This window comes from Staphylococcus sp. SM3655, from assembly GCF_016917315.1.
Classification (GTDB): domain Bacteria; phylum Bacillota; class Bacilli; order Staphylococcales; family Staphylococcaceae; genus Staphylococcus; species Staphylococcus aureus.
In genome coordinates this window covers 1,941,599-1,959,213 of the sequence record NZ_CP070305.1, presented here as the reverse complement: position 1 = coordinate 1,959,213, position 17,615 = coordinate 1,941,599, and the positions used below count along the sequence as shown (strand labels likewise).

Sequence of the window (17,615 nt, the reverse complement as noted above, 5' to 3'; positions counted from 1 at the left end):
GGATGCGGTTAAGCAGCCCCTGATATTAAACACTATAGCTTTTTTGTTTTTAAATTTGTCCTTGTTTACGTAATATATCCTTTACATGTTTAAATAAATCATCATTATTATCTATAGTTGTTTTATTTTTTATATGTTTTTGCTTCGTTGAACTTTCGTCGACATCGTGACTACTAGATAGATTGGAATCATTTGAATGATTGATAAATTCGTTACAATGTTTTATCTTCCCATATAAATCATTAGATGTTTTGTCATTCATTTGTTGAATTCCTCCTTCTAGTGTCTATATTATGCTAAGTTGTCTCTCCATTCAACTAATGTTTGGATATCTTCACTAGAAATTTTACCTTCATTTTCAGCTACTTCAATTAATTCATTGTAATCACTTAAAGTGTAAAAAGGTAGTTGAATATTGCTAAATGTATCATCTGCTTTTTTCAAACCGTAAGTAAAGATAGCTACAACACCTAATACTTCTGCACCTGCTTGTTTTAAGGCTTCAACTGCTGTGACTGAAGATCCCCCTGTCGAAATTAAATCTTCTATCACAACTACTTTTTTACCTTCACTTTTAGCACCTTCGATTTGATTTTGCTTACCATGACTCTTATTTGATGAACGAACATAATTCATTGGTAATTTTAATTTTTCAGCAATAAAAGCTGCATGTGGAATACCAGCTGTTGCAGTACCAGAAATAACTTCTACTTCAGGAAAGTGTTCTTTAATTAAGTTAATTAAACCATCGCGGATTGCGCCTCGAACTAAAGGATAACCTAACGTAACACGGTTATCACAGTAAATCGGTGATTTAATACCTGAACTCCATGTATATAAATCATTTGGTGATAATGTTACAGCTTCAATATCTAATAATGATTTTGCAATTTCTTTAGCCATTATACTAACCAACTTTCTTTAATTTTATGATAACTTTCGACTGGATTGTCACTTTGTGTAATCGGTCTACCGACTACAATATGCGTCGAACCAAGCTGTCTTGCTTCTTCCGGTGTCGTAATACGGTGTTGGTCATCTTGAGATGCACCTTTAGGTCTAATACCTGGTGTTACTTTTAAAAATGATGTACCTAACTTTTCAGTCAACATACGACTTTCAAGAGGTGAACAAACAACGCCATCTAAACCAGCTGCATTTGCTAACTTGGCATAATTTAAAACGGCCTCTTCAATCGATGTTTGTATATTTTGTTCGTGTCGTAACATGTCTTCTGTTGTTGACGTAAGCTGTGTTACTGCAATAATTTTTGTATCTTGATTATGTTTTCTTAATCCTTTAATAGCCTCAGACATCATTTTTACGCCACCAGCAGCATGAACATTTACCAGATCAACATTCAATTTAGCTAGTCCTTCCATCGCCTTACCTACTGTATTAGGAATATCATGCAATTTTAAATCTAAAAATACATCATGGCCTCTTTCTTTTATCTCATTAATTAATTGAGGACCTTCTTGATAAAAAAGTTCCATACCTACTTTTACGAATAATGATTCATCAAATAAATCTAAAAATTGATTTACTTTTTCTTTTGATTCAAAATCTAATGCAATAATTGGTAAATCTTTCATCATATATGTCTCCCTTTATATTAAGAAATTCATTAAAATAATGAGGCTGTAATATAAACTTCTTTAAGTAAATGGTTAATTACAGCCCCACCGATACAGTTTGATTGATTTACATTTGACGCATTGTAAATGTCATACTTTCAACTACATTCGTTAAGGCATTAGCTGTATCTAAAGATGTCAAACATGGAATACCATTTTCAACTGTAGTACGTCTAATTTGGAAGCCATCCCTTTCTACTTCTTTACCTTTAGTCATTGTATTTATAACGATTTGAACATCACCATTTTGAATACGTGTTAATAAATCATTTTCGCCACCGATTTTGCCTACTACTTCTGCAGGTATGTCATACTCAGCTAATTTATTAGCTGTTCCAGACGTTGCTAAAATTTTATAGCCAACTTCATTTAAGCGTTGTGCCAATTTAACAACTTCCTCTTTATCTTTGTCACTGACGGTCATTAATACTGTACCGTGATCTTTAACTTCAACACCACTACCTGTTAACCCTTTGAATAACGCCTTTTCTAATGTAGTATCTTTCCCCATCACTTCACCTGTTGACTTCATTTCAGGTCCTAAAGTAATATCAACATTTTTCAATTTATTGAAACTAAATACCGGTGCTTTCACAAAGACACCCTCAGCATATGGTTGAACCCCTTCTTGATAACCCATATCTGTTAGTTTTTCCCCAATGATTGCTCGCATAGCTAATTGTGCCATTGGAATATCAGTAATTTTACTTAAGAATGGTACCGTTCTACTAGAACGTGGATTTACTTCTAAAACATACACACCATCGTGAGCTATAACGAATTGAATGTTGATTAAGCCAATGATGTTTAAACCTTTAGCTAATTTTATAGTATAGTCCTCAAGTGTTGCTAACTCGTCTTCTGTCAAAGTTTGTGGTGGATATACAGCGATTGAGTCACCACTATGCACACCAGCACGTTCAATATGTTCCATTATTCCTGGAATAATGACCGTTTCTCCATCACAAATCGCATCAACTTCAATTTCTTTACCAGTTAAATATCTATCGACTAGTACCGGATGTTCCGGACTCGCTTTTACAGCCTGGGTCATATAGTTTTCTAACTCTTTGTCATTGTCTACAATTTCCATTGCGCGACCACCTAATACATAAGAAGGTCTTACTACAACCGGATATCCGATTTCTGCAGCATTCGCTAATGCTTCCTCAGGTGATGTAGCTGTTTTCCCTTGTGGCTGTGGCACGTTAATTTTTCTTAATAGTGCTTCAAATTCTTTTCTATCTTCAGCACGATTTAGATTTTCTAGTGAAGTACCAAGTATTTTAACACCATGTTTAGCCAATTTGTCTGCTAAATTAATCGCTGTTTGTCCTCCAAATTGTACAACGACACCTTTAGGTTTTTCTAAATTAATGATATTCATCACATCTTCTTCAGTTAAAGGTTCAAAGTATAATTTGTCAGAAATTGAGAAGTCTGTTGAAACTGTTTCTGGATTGTTATTCACAATTATCGCTTCGTACCCTGCTTTTTGAATTGCCCAAACGGCGTGAACTGTCGCATAGTCAAATTCTACACCTTGGCCGATTCGAATTGGTCCAGAGCCTAATACTAAGATTTTTTCTTTGTCAGTAACTATGGATTCATTTTCAGTTTCGTATGTACCATAATAATATGGTGTTGAAGATTCAAATTCAGCTGCGCAAGTATCAACCATCTTGTAAACAGGTTTAATATCATTTTCCATACGCAATTGATATACTTCTTCTTCCGTCATATTAAAGCGATGCGCTATTGTTTTATCACTAAATCCATAATCTTTTGCATATTTAAGATATTCTAAATCACCTTGATGCTCTTTTAGTTGATGCTCAATATCAATAATGTTTTGGAACTTGTGTAAGAAGAAGTAATCAATCTGAGTCATATTATGAATTTCTTCTAATGTTGTGCCTCTTCTAATTGCTTCGCCGATGAAAAATAATCGTTCATCATCTTGGTGTGAAATACGTTCTTTAATATAATCAAGATCGAAGCTTTCACCATTTGGTAATCCTAAGTGATGCACACCATACTCAAGTGATCGAATTGCTTTTAACAATGATTCTTCGTAAGTTCGACCAATGGCCATAACTTCACCTGTTGCTTTCATTTGTGTGCCAAGCTCTCGTTCTCCTTTTTCAAATTTATCAAAAGGAAATCTTGGTATTTTTGAAATCACATAGTCTAAAGTTGGTTCAAACGCTGCATAAGATGTTCCTGTAATTGGATTTAACATTTCATCTAATGTTAGACCAACCGCGATTTTAGCAGCTAATTTTGCAATAGGATATCCTGTTGCTTTTGAAGCTAACGCTGATGAACGTGATACACGCGGATTTACTTCTATAATATAATAATCGAATGAATGGGGATCTAATGCTAATTGAACATTACAACCACCTTCGATACCTAAAGCTCGAATAACTTTTAATGAAACATCACGTAACATTTGGTACTCAACATCTGATAATGTTTGACTAGGAGCCACAACAATTGAATCGCCTGTATGAATACCAACTGGATCAATATTTTCCATGTTACATACAACGATGGCATTATCGTTTTTATCACGCATTACTTCGTATTCGATTTCTTTAAAACCTGCGATAGATTTTTCTAATAAACATTGCGTTGCTGGACTATAATGAAGACCATTTGAGACGATTTCATGTAATTCTTCATCATTATGACAAATACCGCCTCCGGTACCACCCATCGTAAATGCTGGTCTAACAATTAGCGGGTATCCCACTTGCTCTTTAAATTTAAAGGCTTGCTCTACTGTATTTACAATGTCACTCTCTGGTACAGGAACGTTTAAATCATTCATTAATGTTCTAAACATTTCACGGTCTTCTGCTTGTTGAATTGATGTTAGCTCAGTTCCTAATAATTGGACGTTATTATCTTGAAGCACACCACTTTCGTGTAGTTGAATCGCCATGTTTAAACCTGTTTGACCACCTAAAGTTGGAAGTAAAGCGTCAGGTTGCTCTTTACGTATAATTCGCGCTATAAAATCATGAGTTAACGGTTCGATATATACTTTATCCGCAATTTCCTTATCAGTCATGATTGTCGCTGGATTTGAATTTACAAGAATAACTCGGTATCCCTCTTCTTTTAAAGCTAGACATGCTTGTGTTCCAGCATAATCAAATTCAGCTGCTTGACCTATGATAATTGGCCCAGACCCTATTACTAAAATTGTTTTGATATCATTACGTTTAGGCATTGATATGACGCTCCTTTTCTTTAAAATTAGTCATCATTGCTACAAAATCATCAAATAGATAGTTTGAATCTGACGGTCCTGGATTTGCTTCAGGATGGTATTGAACAGAAAATGCTGGTAATGTTTTATGTTTTAAACCTTCTACAGTACCATCATTTAATGCAAGATGAGTAACTTCTAAATCAGTACTTTTTAACGAATCTATATCTATTGCATATCCATGGTTTTGACTCGTAATATCAACTTTTCCAGTCTCTAAATTTTTAACTGGATGGTTCGCACCACGATGACCAAACTTCATTTTAAATGAGCTTGCTCCTTGAGATAATGCAAAAAGTTGATGTCCTAGACAGATACCAAAGAACGGAATTTTCCCTAAAATTCCTTGAATCATTGGAATCGCACATTCTACAACTTCAGGATTACCTGGTCCGTTTGATAGCATAACGCCATCTGGAGCCATTGCTAAAATTTCTTCGGCAGTAGTTGTATATGGTACAACTGTGACGTTACAACCTCTGACGTTTAATTCTCGAACAATATTTTGCTTCTTACCAAAGTCAACAAGTACGACACTTAGATCCTTACCTGTCGAAACATACGGTGTTTTAGTCGAAACGATTTCTACTTCGTTTTTAGGTAATTCTACTTGTTGTAAATATTTGACAAGTTGATCAATATCTTCTTTTCGATCAGTAAAACCAGCTTTTAACACACCGTGTTGTCGAATTTTACGCGTAATACTTCTTGTATCAACACCTGCAATACCTGGAATTTGATGCAATTCTAAAACGTCATGAAGTGTCTTTTGTTGTCTAAAATTACTTGGATGCGCACTCGCTTCTTTCACTACAATACCGTTTAATGTAGGTACTAATGATTCAAAATCGTCTCTATTGATACCATAATTACCGATTAATGGATACGTAAAAGTAATGATCTGACCTGTATATGATGGATCTGAAATAGTTTCTTGATAACCTGTCATCGCTGTATTAAATACAATTTCTCCTACAGTTAAGTTATCAGATCCTAAACGGTAGCCTTCGTAAAAAGAACCGTCTTCTAACACTAGATAACGTTTGCTTTGCATATTATTTATCCCCCTCAAATTTAACTTCGCCTTCAACCATTGTTAAGATCGGATTTCCATAAACTTTATAGCCGATAAATGGTGTATTATCTGCTTTTGATAAGAAATCTTCACCTTTAATTTCTTGTTCACTATCTAAATCAATGTTTGTTAAATCTGCATAACCATTTTCTTTTAATGTGCCATATTCTAAATTAAATGTCTCACATGGTTTAATTGTTAAGTAATCTACTAATTGTTGTAATGTCCAATCACCATTTTTTACAAAATGCGTATATAATAATGGGAATGCTGTTTCACTACCAACAATTCCGAATGGTGCTTTTTCCATTGGTTGCGCTTTTTCATCACGTGCATGTGGTGCATGGTCTGTTGCGATACAGTCAATTGTACCGTCTAGTAACCCTTCTAACAAAGCCTCTCTATCTTCAGTACTTCTCAATGGTGGATTCATTTTATAAATGGCATTATTACCAGGAATATCATCTTCTGTTAACAATAAATGGTGTGGTGTAACTTCAGCTGTAACATGAATGCCTGCGCGTTTAGCATCACGAATGACTCTAACACTTTCTTTAGTAGAAACATGACATACATGATAATGACAACCTGCTGCTTCAGCTAATAGTACATCTCTTGCGATTTGAACAGATTCACAAATGTTTGGAATACCTGGTATACCTAACTCTTTACTGCGTTTCCCTTCATGCATTGCACCACCATAGATTAATGAATTATCTTCACAGTGTGCTACGATGGCTTTGTTTACTTTTGCAGCTTCAATCATGCCTTCATACATCATGCTTGCAGTTTGTACTCCTACACCGTCATCTGTAAACGCAAAGGCACCTTCTTTTACTAGTGCTGGGAAATCAACCAATTCTTTACCTAATTGACGTGTTGTAATTGAAGCATAAGGTAATACACGTACTTGAGCATTGTCATCGATTAATTTTTGTAAAGCTTCAAAATGTTCTACAGAATCTGGTACCGGTCTTGTGTTAGGCATTGGACATACAGTTGTAAATCCGCCTCTAGCAGCAGCTTTAGTACCAGTTTCAATTGTCTCTTTATATTCACCACCAGGTTCGCGTAAATGAACATGAACATCGACAAATCCAGGTGACACAAAGTGACCTTTCGCATCTATGATGTCAACACCATTGCTTGGTTCAATTGCAGGTGCAATTTGTTTAATTACCTTACCATCAATTAAAATATCTGCTTGTTGTAATTCGCCATTTTGTAATACTTTACCGTTTTTAATTAATTTCATCATTTTCGTCCCCTTACCTATTTTAATAATTCATCAATGACTGCCATTCTTAAGTAAACGCCATTTTCCATTTGCTTAAAAATTCTTGATTTTGAAGCTTCTACTAAATCGCTTTGTATTTCTACTCCTCTATTCACAGGTGCCGGATGCATAACAATAGCATGTTCTTGTAATTTGTTATAGCGCACTTCATTTAAGCCATGCTTTTGATGATAATCATCTGCTGCAAATCTAGTTTCTTCTGCAAGCCCATGTCTTTCATGTTGAATTCTTAATAACATAACTATATCTACTGTTTCTATAACATCATCTATATTTACATAAGGTGCTTCTAAAGAATCATCAATCCAAGCATTTGGGCTATTAAACATTACGTTTGCACCTAATGCTTTTAAACTATGGTAATTACTACGTGCGACACGTGAATTTTTAATGTCTCCACAAATCAATACATTCAATCCTTCAAAATATCCATATTCTTCATATATCGTCATTAAATCAAGTAAACTTTGTGTTGGATGTTGTCCACTACCATCGCCAGCATTCGCAATTGGGATGTTAATATTCGCTAATTTTTCATAGTAGTTATTAAACGGATGTCTAATGACTAATAAATCACAGCCAATACTTTCTAAAGTTTTACATGTGTCATATAAAGATTCACCTTTTGAAACAGATGATGTTGATGTTTCAAAGCTAATCGTTTTTAACCCTAGCTTAAGTTCTGCCATTTCAAAACTACATTTTGTTCGAGTAGAATTTTCAAAGAATAAATTTGCGACATATTTCCCTTCAAAGTTTGGTAGTTGACGTTCACCAGATTTAAATTGACTTGCCTTTTGGATAAGTTTGTATATTTGATCTGTAGATAAATGTTCCATTGATAATAAATGATTCATAAAAGCGCCCTCCTTAATTTGTAAATCTTAATTGTTTTGTTTTTTCTCTTTAGGTAAGATTAAGTTCAAAATAATTCCTGAAAGTGCAGCTAATGCCATCCCCTCAATTTGAAGGTTGATACCAATTTCTTTTAAGTTAAATACTAAATTACCGATACCTACAACTAAAATTACTGAAGCTATAACTAAATTTCGATTGTTCGCAAAATCTACTTTGCTTTCAACTAACATTCTTAAGCCACTTGCTGCAATAATACCGAAAAGTAATATAGATACTCCTCCCATAACTGGTGTAGGTATAGAAGAAATTAATGCAGTGAACTTACCAATGAATGCTAAAACAATTGCTATAACTGCTGCACCACCAATGACGTAAATACTGTATATTCTGGTAATCGCTAATACACCGATATTTTCACCGTATGTTGTACTTGGTGGTCCACCAATAATACTGGCAAACATTGTAGAAACACCATCACCAATGATTGATTTATCAAGTCCTGGCTTTTCAAAGAAGTTTCTACCTACGATTTTATTCAATACCATTTGGTGCCCAATATGTTCACTTACTGTTACAAACACAATCGGAATCATTACAAGTACAAGTCCTAAGTGAAATGAAGGTACATAATCTTTAAATGGCAGATAAATATGAGGGAAATCTATCCATTTTGCTGACATAATTGCATCAAATTTCACAATCCCCATAAAAATCGCTACCACATAACCTACGATAATACCTACAAGAACTGGAATTAAAGATAGGAATCCTTTAAAAAATCCTTGAACGACTATTGTTACAAGCAAGGTTATCATTGCAACAATTAAGAAACTGATATTGTAACCTTTCATATCTCCAGGATTTTCATACATTGCCATATTGACTGCAGTAGGCGCTAAGCTTAAACCAATTACCATGATGACAGGTCCAACAACAACTGGTGGTAATAATTTCATTAACCATGCTGTCCCACTTAATTTGATTAGAATTCCGATGATGACGTACATAACACCACTCATGAATAATGCTACAAGCATGTCTCCTAAGCTACGCGTACTTAATCCCGTGATAATTGGTGTGATAAATGCAAAGCTAGATCCCAAGTATGCTGGTATTTGCGCCTTCGTTATTAAGATATAAAGTAATGTACCGATTCCCGAAGCTAGTAACGCTGCTGATATTGGTAGTCCTGTTAAGAATGGTACTAGTACTGTTGCGCCAAACATCGCAAATAAATGTTGTAAGCTTAAAAATGCCCATTGCGCTGGTTGTGGTTTTTCATTTACATCTAGTACGGGTTTTACTGTTCGTTCAAACATTTCATCATTTTGCATAATATTCATTTCCTCCGATAATAAAAAAATCTCTTTACATCAGTATATGTAAAGAGACAAAAAGTGTGACAAGTTGCTACAAGTCATTTTCGTCCATAGAAATTGACTTATAGTTGTCGAACATGAGGGTATTATTAGATAAACAAGCATATGAAAACTTATTTATCATTCAACTCCCCCACCTTTTTCAGTCTCTCGTACTGAATTAAAAGGGGTATTATTTAATTATAACTGCATTTCTTTGATCCATTTCTTCTAAATAGACACTTACCGTTTCCTCTTTAGAAGTAGGTATATTTTTACCAACAAAATCTGCTCGAATTGGTAACTCACGATGTCCTCGATCAACCAAAGCAGCTAAACCAATTTTAATAGGTCTAGCATTTAGCAAAATAGCATCAAGTGAAGCACGAACCGTTCGACCAGTATACAGCACATCGTCAATAATGATGACTACTTTATCTGTAATATCTGTGTCGATGTCTATTGCGTCTTTTGTCGTAAGTGATGACATGTGCTCTATATCATCTCTAAAGTATGTAATATCAATTGTTCCAGTAGGTATACGTTGTTGCTCAATTTGATGAATTTTATCTTGTATACGATTCGCTAAATATTCACCTCTTGTTTTGATACCTAAAAGAATTAAATTATCAGTACCTTTGTTATACTCCAAAATTTCGTGAGCGATTCTCGTCACTGTACGTTGTATTGCGGCATCATCCATTATGATACGTTCAGACATATTCTCACCCTTTCAAAATTTAGAAACAAAAAACCTCATGTCTTTAATATCGACATGAGGTTTAGTATATACAATCAGCCTATTTACATAGAAGAATCGTAGTATTACTACTTATTCTTGCATATGTGAAAGTGTTATGATCATTTTAGTATATATCTATATTTTCATGTCTTTGACGTCTCTCTGGACGCTCAATTAAAGACTCTTTATGTTGTACTTAAACTGTTATAAGGATAATACTAATCAGGCGCTTTGTCAATCTATATTGAAAAATTAACCGATCTCAGTAAAAATGTTAACCTTAATCTATTTTATAATGTGTTTTCATTTTAAAAAAACGAAAACGATAAATACTTATAGTTTACATAATAATGTTATCGTAATTATAGCACGACACAATTATGCATCTCTTTTTCGAATTGTATCTAATAAATCTTCAAAGTCTTGTGGTAATTCAGCATGTCTTTCAATATATTCACCTGTTACTGGATGTTCGAATCCAATAAGTCCAGCATGTAGAGCTTGACCACCAATATCCAATGTCTTTTTCGGTCCATACTTTGGATCACCAACTAATGGGAAGCCAATATATTTCATGTGCACACGGATTTGATGCGTACGTCCTGTTTCAAGTTGACATTCAACAAGCGTATAATCTTTAAAATGTTCTAGTACGTTAAAATGTGTCACTGCTTCCTTACCATCATCAACAACAGCCATAGATTGACGATCATTTTTGTTTCTACCAATTGGCGCATCGATTGTACCGTAATCATGAGGAATATTCCCGTGAACTAAAGCGATATATTTTCTTTTAACAGATTTATCCATTAATTGTTCTACAAGCCCACGATGAGCAATATCATTTTTAGCAACCATTAATAAACCAGAAGTATCCATATCTATACGGTGAACAATACCTGGACGAATTTCTCCATTAATACCTGACAAATTTTTAATTTGATACATTAAACCATTAACTAATGTATTGGTATAATGCCCTGGTGATGGATGAACTACCATGCCTTTCGGTTTATATACAACTGCAACATCGTCATCTTCATAATAAATATCTAAATTTAAATTTTCAGGTAGAATATCAGCTTCAACCACTTCTTTTTCAGTGACAACTATATGATCATTAAGTTTCACTTTATAATTAGATTTAACAACTTTATCGTTTGCAACGACTAAACCTGCTTTAATCCAATCTTGTATCTGGTTACGAGACCAATCACTATTTAATTCAGGCAGCAACTTATCTACACGCATACCTGTTTGTTCTTTATCTGTAATGTTAAATTCATAAGTCTCCATTACTTAACCTCCTTCTCCTTTTTATTGGAAGTATCCTTTAATAAGGCAATAATAATTAATATTACACCAATTGTTAAACTTGAATCTGCGATATTAAATATTGGAAAATCATAACCAAAAATATTTGTATCAATAAAGTCAACAACTTCTCCTGTTAAAATTCTATCAATAAAGTTTCCAAGTGCACCTGCAAAAAGTAAACTAATAGCAACTTGCATAAACAAATTATATTGAGCATCTTTAATAAAGAAATATACTAAGGCTATTAATATAATAATGGTAATAATAAAGAAAAATGTCATTTTTCCACTCAATATTCCCCATGCAGCACCATTATTTCGATGTGATGTTATGTTTAAAAAGTGCGGTATCACTTCAAATGAATCTCCAATTTTCATTGTAGTAGCTATAATATATTTAGTAACTTGGTCAAATATAACGACAAATACTGCTATTAAAATGGAAGTGCCAATAAAATATTTTTTGTGCATTTTCGTTCCTCCAATCAATCGTCCATGAGACAACTCTTTATATTATAGCTTACACCTGCTAATAAAAAAAGTAAGCATATTACATTAAATCTAATGTTACTCACTCAATACTTGATAAACTACTATGTTTTGACATTAAATATGAACTTATTTATTCATTTATCATATATACGATGACATTAAAAATTAGGAAACAGGCTGGGACATTAAGTTCTTAGGCAATTTAAAAAAGCTGTTTTCTATTAATTATTTGATAGAAATCAGCTTTTTTGATATGTATTTTATAATGTACAGCTCGTTGAGCTGCTATTTTCCTTATATTAAGTACCATTAATACAAAACCTAGCTCTCGTTTAACTTTATTTATTCCTCGAACTGACATTCTAGTGAAACCCAAAATAGCCTTCACAAATCCAAAAACAGGCTCTACATCAATTTTTCTTTGACTATTGATTTTTTTCGTTTCTGGTTCAGAAAGCTTTTGATTAATTTGGGCTTTAAAGTATTTCAAAGTAAAATTACATGTTAATACGTAGTATTAATGGCGAGACTCCTGAGGGAGCAGTGCCAGTCGAAGACAGGGGCCCCAACACAGAAGCTGACATATAGTCAGCTTACAACAATGTGCCGGTTGGGGTGGCTGAGACGGCACCCTAGGAAGGGACCCATCATCAAAAATTCTATTTATAGAATTTTACAGTAATGTGCCAGATGGGCATAGCGAAGCCATTCAATACGAAGTATTGTATAAATAGAGAACAGCAGTAAGATATTTTCTAATTGAAAATTATCTTACTGCTGTTTTTTAGGGATTTATGTCCCAGCCTCCTTCATAACTTGTATAAAAAGATCATTAAAAACGATTCATTATATGGTTCGTCCATTCAAAGTATATACTAATCTTCAACTTCGATATGATTAAAGCGATAATAGATACCATCCGGACCTTGTAAATTTAAGTGTGTTGTTTCAGGATAATGAAAGTCAACAATTGCTAATCCATACGTATCAAAATTTTCTACACGTTTCGTTGCTGATACCCAATCATTCATGGCCAAATGTTGATAATAGCCATTCGATGCTAAAAATATTGAATAATCATCCATATATGCCGATTGCTCTAATCCAAAATAATCGAGGTAGTACTCTTTTACCTCTGATAAATGAATTGTCTTAATATGCAATGCACCTATAATAGCGTCATCTGGAATACCTAACCATAACAATTTTGTTGCATGACTCACTAATCTCGGTACATTTAATGGTCTAATATCAATTTTTACTAAATTATTTTGCCTCGTCCATTGCGCTTCGTCTTTATCAACATAAAATTTAAAACCGTTTCCTTCCGGGTCTTCAAAAAATAATGATAACGAAGCAGGCTGTATACCTCCGTTAACTGGAATATCATATTCGCTTAAATGAATTAGTAAATTAGCTAAATCACTAATTTGAGGTAGTTTAATTGCGATATGAAACAGTCCCGCTTCGGACATTAAAGGTTCACGTCCATTTTGTAATTCAACAAGTGTAATGACATGATTATTTTGACCTACTTCATATTGTATCGATGTTAATGTCTCATTTATAATATTTAATCCTAATATGTCCTCATAAAATGGCTTTAATTCATTCTTATCTCTCACATTTAAAGTGATACCATTGACAAAGTTTGCGTTACTGTTATGATACATTCAATTAACTCCTATCAAATTCAATATCTGTGCTTACTTTTACTTAAAATTATCGCGAACATAATTGAGAATAGCAACTATAACGCATTTATATGCCTCAGAGAATTTGTATCATTCCTGAATAATTTTTATTTTAGTAAATCGCACATTTTTTACATATATGACCGGTAACTTGGTCATTTTTTTATTCACAAAAAAACTCTCTTCATCATGTCAACAAAAACTACAACATGATTATGAAGAGAGCTTTAATTTATATCATCTGTATGAGTACTTTATACAATTTCAATTATACAAGTGATTTTACAACTTGTTGGCATCGTGGACATAGATGCGTCAATTCATCAACAGCACCAAGATCCTCTGAATAGTTCCAACATCTTTCACATTTTTCACCATCTGCATGTTCGATGACAATATCACCATGTTCATAAGCTGTTGCCTGATCGTCTAACTTATCTACAACTTTAACTTGTGACACGATAAATAATTGATGTAATGCATCAAATGAAGTTAAGAATTCAGATGCATTAAATTTATCGTTACTAGCAATCGTAACTTTAGCTTCTAATGATTTACCAATAACTTTTTCATTACGAGCAGTTTCTAATGCACGGTTCACATCATCACGTAAATTCATAAATGTACGCCATTTATCCAATAAAGCTTGATCTACTTCTACAACTTTAGGCATGTCTGCTAAGTGAACACTTTCTTCTTTAACATGTGGTGTATGAGACCAAACTTCTTCAGCTGTATGCACTAAGATTGGTGCTAACAACTTCGTCATATCAACTAAAATTTGATATAACACTGTTTGCATACTACGACGGATATGAGAATCACGTTGTTCAATATATAAAATATCTTTACCGTAATCCAAATAGAAATTACTTAACTCAACATTGATAAAGTTTTGAACTTCTTGATAAATATTTAAGTAGTCAAAGTTTTCATAGTTGTTAATCGTACTTGCAGTAAATTCACGTAAACGATTTAGCAAGTAACGATCCACTTCTAATAACTCTGATTCAGGAATGCTATCTGTGTCAGGATTGAAATCGTTAATGTTACCTAACATAAATCTTAATGTATTTCTGATTTTACGATAAACATCAGATGTTTGTTTTAAAATTTCATCAGAAATTCTAACATCAGCTAAATAGTCCGTACTACTTACCCAAAGTCTCGCAATATCAGCACCTTTTTGTTTAACCACTTGGTCAGGTACAATCACATTACCTAAAGATTTACTCATTTTCTTACCTTCACCGTCCATAACAAAACCATGAGAAAGTAAGAATTTATAAGGTGATACTCCTCTTGTAGCAACTGAAGTTGTGATAGAAGAGTTGAACCAACCACGATATTGGTCACTACCTTCTAAATACATATCCGCTGGGAAACTTAATTCCGGTCTTGTTTCCAACACGCCACGGTGTGATGAACCAGAATCAAACCAAACGTCCATAATGTCTGTTTCTTTAGTAAATGTACCGTTAGGGCTGCCTGGATGTGTAAATCCTTCTGGTAGTAAGTCTTTCGCTTCTCTTTCAAACCAAATATTTGAACCGTGTTCTGCAAATAAATCAGCAACATGATTCACTGTTTCTTTCGTCATGATAATTTCGCCATTTTCAGCATAAAATACTGGTAACGGTACACCCCAAACACGTTGACGAGAAATAACCCATTCGCCACGGTCACGAACCATATTGTAAATACGTGTTTTACCCCAATTTACTTTGAAGTTTGTATTTTCGATTGCATCTAAAATATCTTGTCTTACTTTACTGATTGAGGCAAACCATTGTGGTGTAGCACGGAAGATTACAGGTTTTTTTGTTCTCCAGTCGTGTGGATAGCTATGTGTAATAAAGTCTAATTTTAATAGTGCACCTTTTTCTGTTAATAAATCAGTAACGGCTTTATTAGCTTTATCATAGAACATCCCTTCAAATTGGCCGCCTTCTTCAGTAAATACACCCTTATCATCGATTGGACTAATTACTGGCAATTCATATTTTTGACCAACAATATAGTCATCTTCCCCGTGACCTGGTGCTGTATGTACACAACCTGTACCAGCATCTGTAGTAACATGATCACCATTAATCACTAACGATTCTCTGTCTAAGAATGGATGTTGTGCTACAACATACTCCAATTCTTTACCTGTGTATTCTTTTTCTAATTTGATTGATGCTTTATCCCAATCCAGTGCTTCTGCTACAGCGTCAGATAAGGCTTCTGCAATAATATATTTTTCGCCATTTACATTGTATTGACCATATTTTAATTCAGGATGAACGGTAATCGCAACATTTGATGGAATTGTCCATGGCGTTGTTGTCCAGATAATAAATTTAGCATCTGCATCAACGACACCTTTGTCATCTTTAACGTCAAATGCAACGTAAATTGATGCTGAACGTTTATCGTGATATTCAATTTCTGCTTCTGCTAATGAAGACTCACTTGAAGGAGACCAATAAACTGGCTTTTTACCTTTATAAATTAAACCTTTATCTGCCATTTCTCCAAAAATACGAATTTGTGCAGCTTCGTATTCAGGTTTTAATGTAATATATGGATCATTAAAGTCACCACGAACACCTAAACGTCTAAAATCTTTTTTCTGTAATTCAATTTGTTCTAAAGCAAATTCTTTACATTTCTCACGGAATTCAGCTGTTGACATTTTCTTTCGGTCAACACCTTTTTTCGTTAATGCTTGTTCAATTGGTAAACCATGTGTATCCCAACCTGGTACGTATGGTGCATAGAACCCTTGCATAGTTTTATAACGTACAATAAAGTCTTTTAAAATTTTGTTCAAGGCATGTCCCATATGTAAGTTACCATTCGCGTATGGTGGGCCATCATGTAAAATGAATGTTTCGTTACCTTTATTTTTTTCTAACGCTTTATGGTATTGATCTTCTGCATCCCATTTTTCTTGAATTTGCGGTTCCTTGTTTGGTAAACCACCTCGCATTGGGAAATCTGTTTTAGGCATTAATAACGTTTCTTTGTAATCCATTTTTTTCACTCCTTAAAAATTTAAAAAACTCTAAGTTAAATTAAAAGGGACGATTGCTCGCGGTACCACCCTTATTAACTCAACTTAGAGTTCTCTCATTACATTATTTAAATATTAAAAAGCCAGTGATATAACATACATGCTTTTACTAGGCTCTCACCATTACCTAATTCGCTGTGAAAAGTTAAATGTATATTACGCGTCTGTCTTTATTTAATTCTTACTTCTTAGTTGTTTCTGAATCATTGGATTGTTGATTATTGTCTGATGTATTTGATGCATTATTTTGTGCATTTGCTGCAACTTCATCTGGCTTTAAATCATTTTCATGCAAATGATGAATATTTTCAAGCGTCACTTGTTCAGCGTCTAAATCATAATTCAACAAGTAATCCCAATCTTCGTTTTTTAATAAGTCTAATTGCGCTTCAACTAACATACGGAAACGCGATCTAAATACTTTTGATTGACGTTTCATATCTTCAGTCTGGAATGCTAAACGGCGTGCTTTTTCTACCGCGTCACCAACCATTTGATTAGCTTGCGCTTCTGCCTTAGCTATAATCGCTTCAGCTTGTTTTTCTGCAGCTTGCTTAGTTTCTTCACCAGCTTTTTGAGCTTGTATCAAAGCATCACTTACAGATTGATGCACGTCTTGATAAGACTTAATATTAGTATCTCTCTCTTCGATTACTTTTTCAAGTTGTTTTTTATCTTCTTTAAGACGTTCAATTTCAGTGCTTAGTTGCTCCAAAAAATTAGCAACTTCAGTAGGTTCTAAACCATTCTTTACACGTGAAAACTCTTTATTCTTAATTTCATTTGGTGTAAAAGGCATTTGTTA

The 17,615-nt window shown here is 33.9% G+C and carries 14 protein-coding genes and 1 pseudogene; all 15 read right to left on the bottom strand.

The window, feature by feature from the left end; genetic code table 11:
- Window positions 1-49: 49 nt before the first annotated feature.
- The 15 genes and pseudogenes from JQN76_RS09650 to JQN76_RS09580 all read right to left on the bottom strand — a co-directional run bounded on the left by JQN76_RS09650 (window position 50) and on the right by JQN76_RS09580 (window position 17,609).
- Window positions 50-262: a hypothetical protein gene (locus tag JQN76_RS09650; protein WP_000998558.1), complete on the bottom strand. Its 213-nt coding sequence runs from the start codon at window positions 260-262 to the stop codon at window positions 50-52.
- A 29-nt stretch (window positions 263-291) separates the two neighbouring features.
- Entirely contained in the window at window positions 292-903 is a 612-nt protein-coding gene (gene pyrE, locus JQN76_RS09645; RefSeq protein ID WP_001040248.1) for an orotate phosphoribosyltransferase, read from the bottom strand.
- Window positions 903-1,595 (bottom strand): orotidine-5'-phosphate decarboxylase, encoded by a 693-nt coding sequence (gene pyrF / locus JQN76_RS09640; RefSeq protein WP_000654059.1) that lies wholly within the window; start codon window positions 1,593-1,595, stop codon window positions 903-905. Before pyrF ends, pyrE begins: the two co-directional genes overlap by 1 nt.
- Before the next feature lie 109 nt (window positions 1,596-1,704).
- Window positions 1,705-4,878 (bottom strand): carbamoyl-phosphate synthase large subunit, encoded by a 3,174-nt coding sequence (carB, locus tag JQN76_RS09635; RefSeq protein ID WP_001126265.1) that lies wholly within the window; start codon window positions 4,876-4,878, stop codon window positions 1,705-1,707.
- Window positions 4,871-5,971, bottom strand: coding sequence for a carbamoyl phosphate synthase small subunit (locus JQN76_RS09630; RefSeq protein ID WP_001190917.1), 1,101 nt, complete (start codon window positions 5,969-5,971; stop codon window positions 4,871-4,873). Before JQN76_RS09630 ends, carB begins: the two co-directional genes overlap by 8 nt.
- A gap of 1 nt (window position 5,972) precedes the next feature.
- On the bottom strand, window positions 5,973-7,247 hold the full coding sequence (locus JQN76_RS09625; protein WP_205397770.1) for a dihydroorotase: 1,275 nt from the start codon (window positions 7,245-7,247) through the stop codon (window positions 5,973-5,975).
- Window positions 7,248-7,264: 17 nt separating this feature from the next.
- Window positions 7,265-8,146 (bottom strand): aspartate carbamoyltransferase catalytic subunit, encoded by an 882-nt coding sequence (locus JQN76_RS09620; RefSeq protein WP_001016166.1) that lies wholly within the window; start codon window positions 8,144-8,146, stop codon window positions 7,265-7,267.
- A gap of 27 nt (window positions 8,147-8,173) precedes the next feature.
- A complete protein-coding gene (locus JQN76_RS09615) occupies window positions 8,174-9,481 on the bottom strand; it encodes a uracil-xanthine permease family protein (RefSeq protein ID WP_001178620.1) in 1,308 nt (435 codons plus the stop codon).
- A gap of 217 nt (window positions 9,482-9,698) precedes the next feature.
- Window positions 9,699-10,226, bottom strand: a complete 528-nt coding sequence (pyrR, locus tag JQN76_RS09610) for a bifunctional pyr operon transcriptional regulator/uracil phosphoribosyltransferase PyrR (protein ID WP_000003870.1) — start codon at window positions 10,224-10,226, stop codon at window positions 9,699-9,701.
- Between the two features lie 399 nt (window positions 10,227-10,625).
- Window positions 10,626-11,543, bottom strand: coding sequence for an RluA family pseudouridine synthase (locus tag JQN76_RS09605; RefSeq protein ID WP_000451303.1), 918 nt, complete (start codon window positions 11,541-11,543; stop codon window positions 10,626-10,628).
- Window positions 11,543-12,034 (bottom strand): signal peptidase II, encoded by a 492-nt coding sequence (gene lspA, locus JQN76_RS09600; RefSeq protein WP_000549207.1) that lies wholly within the window; start codon window positions 12,032-12,034, stop codon window positions 11,543-11,545. Before lspA ends, JQN76_RS09605 begins: the two co-directional genes overlap by 1 nt.
- A gap of 223 nt (window positions 12,035-12,257) precedes the next feature.
- A pseudogene (locus JQN76_RS09595) lies at window positions 12,258-12,554 on the bottom strand (transposase); the annotation flags it as partial.
- Window positions 12,555-12,930: 376 nt separating this feature from the next.
- On the bottom strand, window positions 12,931-13,728 hold the full coding sequence (locus tag JQN76_RS09590; protein WP_000274844.1) for a VOC family protein: 798 nt from the start codon (window positions 13,726-13,728) through the stop codon (window positions 12,931-12,933).
- Window positions 13,729-14,017: 289 nt separating this feature from the next.
- Window positions 14,018-16,771, bottom strand: coding sequence for an isoleucine--tRNA ligase (gene ileS / locus JQN76_RS09585; RefSeq protein WP_000384691.1), 2,754 nt, complete (start codon window positions 16,769-16,771; stop codon window positions 14,018-14,020).
- Window positions 16,772-16,991: 220 nt separating this feature from the next.
- Window positions 16,992-17,609, bottom strand: a complete 618-nt coding sequence (locus tag JQN76_RS09580; protein WP_001117066.1) for a DivIVA domain-containing protein — start codon at window positions 17,607-17,609, stop codon at window positions 16,992-16,994.
- Between the last annotated feature and the right edge of the window lie 6 nt (window positions 17,610-17,615).

Coding starts and splice junctions, on each gene's coding strand:
- JQN76_RS09650 (WP_000998558.1), bottom strand. CDS start 262: ATGAATGACAAAACATCTAATGATTTATATGGGAAGATAAAACATTGT.
- pyrE (WP_001040248.1), bottom strand. CDS start 903: ATGGCTAAAGAAATTGCAAAATCATTATTAGATATTGAAGCTGTAACA.
- pyrF (WP_000654059.1), bottom strand. CDS start 1,595: ATGAAAGATTTACCAATTATTGCATTAGATTTTGAATCAAAAGAAAAA.
- carB (WP_001126265.1), bottom strand. CDS start 4,878: ATGCCTAAACGTAATGATATCAAAACAATTTTAGTAATAGGGTCTGGG.
- JQN76_RS09630 (WP_001190917.1), bottom strand. CDS start 5,971: ATGCAAAGCAAACGTTATCTAGTGTTAGAAGACGGTTCTTTTTACGAA.
- JQN76_RS09625 (WP_205397770.1), bottom strand. CDS start 7,247: ATGAAATTAATTAAAAACGGTAAAGTATTACAAAATGGCGAATTACAA.
- JQN76_RS09620 (WP_001016166.1), bottom strand. CDS start 8,146: ATGAATCATTTATTATCAATGGAACATTTATCTACAGATCAAATATAC.
- JQN76_RS09615 (WP_001178620.1), bottom strand. CDS start 9,481: ATGCAAAATGATGAAATGTTTGAACGAACAGTAAAACCCGTACTAGAT.
- pyrR (WP_000003870.1), bottom strand. CDS start 10,226: ATGTCTGAACGTATCATAATGGATGATGCCGCAATACAACGTACAGTG.
- JQN76_RS09605 (WP_000451303.1), bottom strand. CDS start 11,543: ATGGAGACTTATGAATTTAACATTACAGATAAAGAACAAACAGGTATG.
- lspA (WP_000549207.1), bottom strand. CDS start 12,034: ATGCACAAAAAATATTTTATTGGCACTTCCATTTTAATAGCAGTATTT.
- JQN76_RS09590 (WP_000274844.1), bottom strand. CDS start 13,728: ATGTATCATAACAGTAACGCAAACTTTGTCAATGGTATCACTTTAAAT.
- ileS (WP_000384691.1), bottom strand. CDS start 16,771: ATGGATTACAAAGAAACGTTATTAATGCCTAAAACAGATTTCCCAATG.
- JQN76_RS09580 (WP_001117066.1), bottom strand. CDS start 17,609: ATGCCTTTTACACCAAATGAAATTAAGAATAAAGAGTTTTCACGTGTA.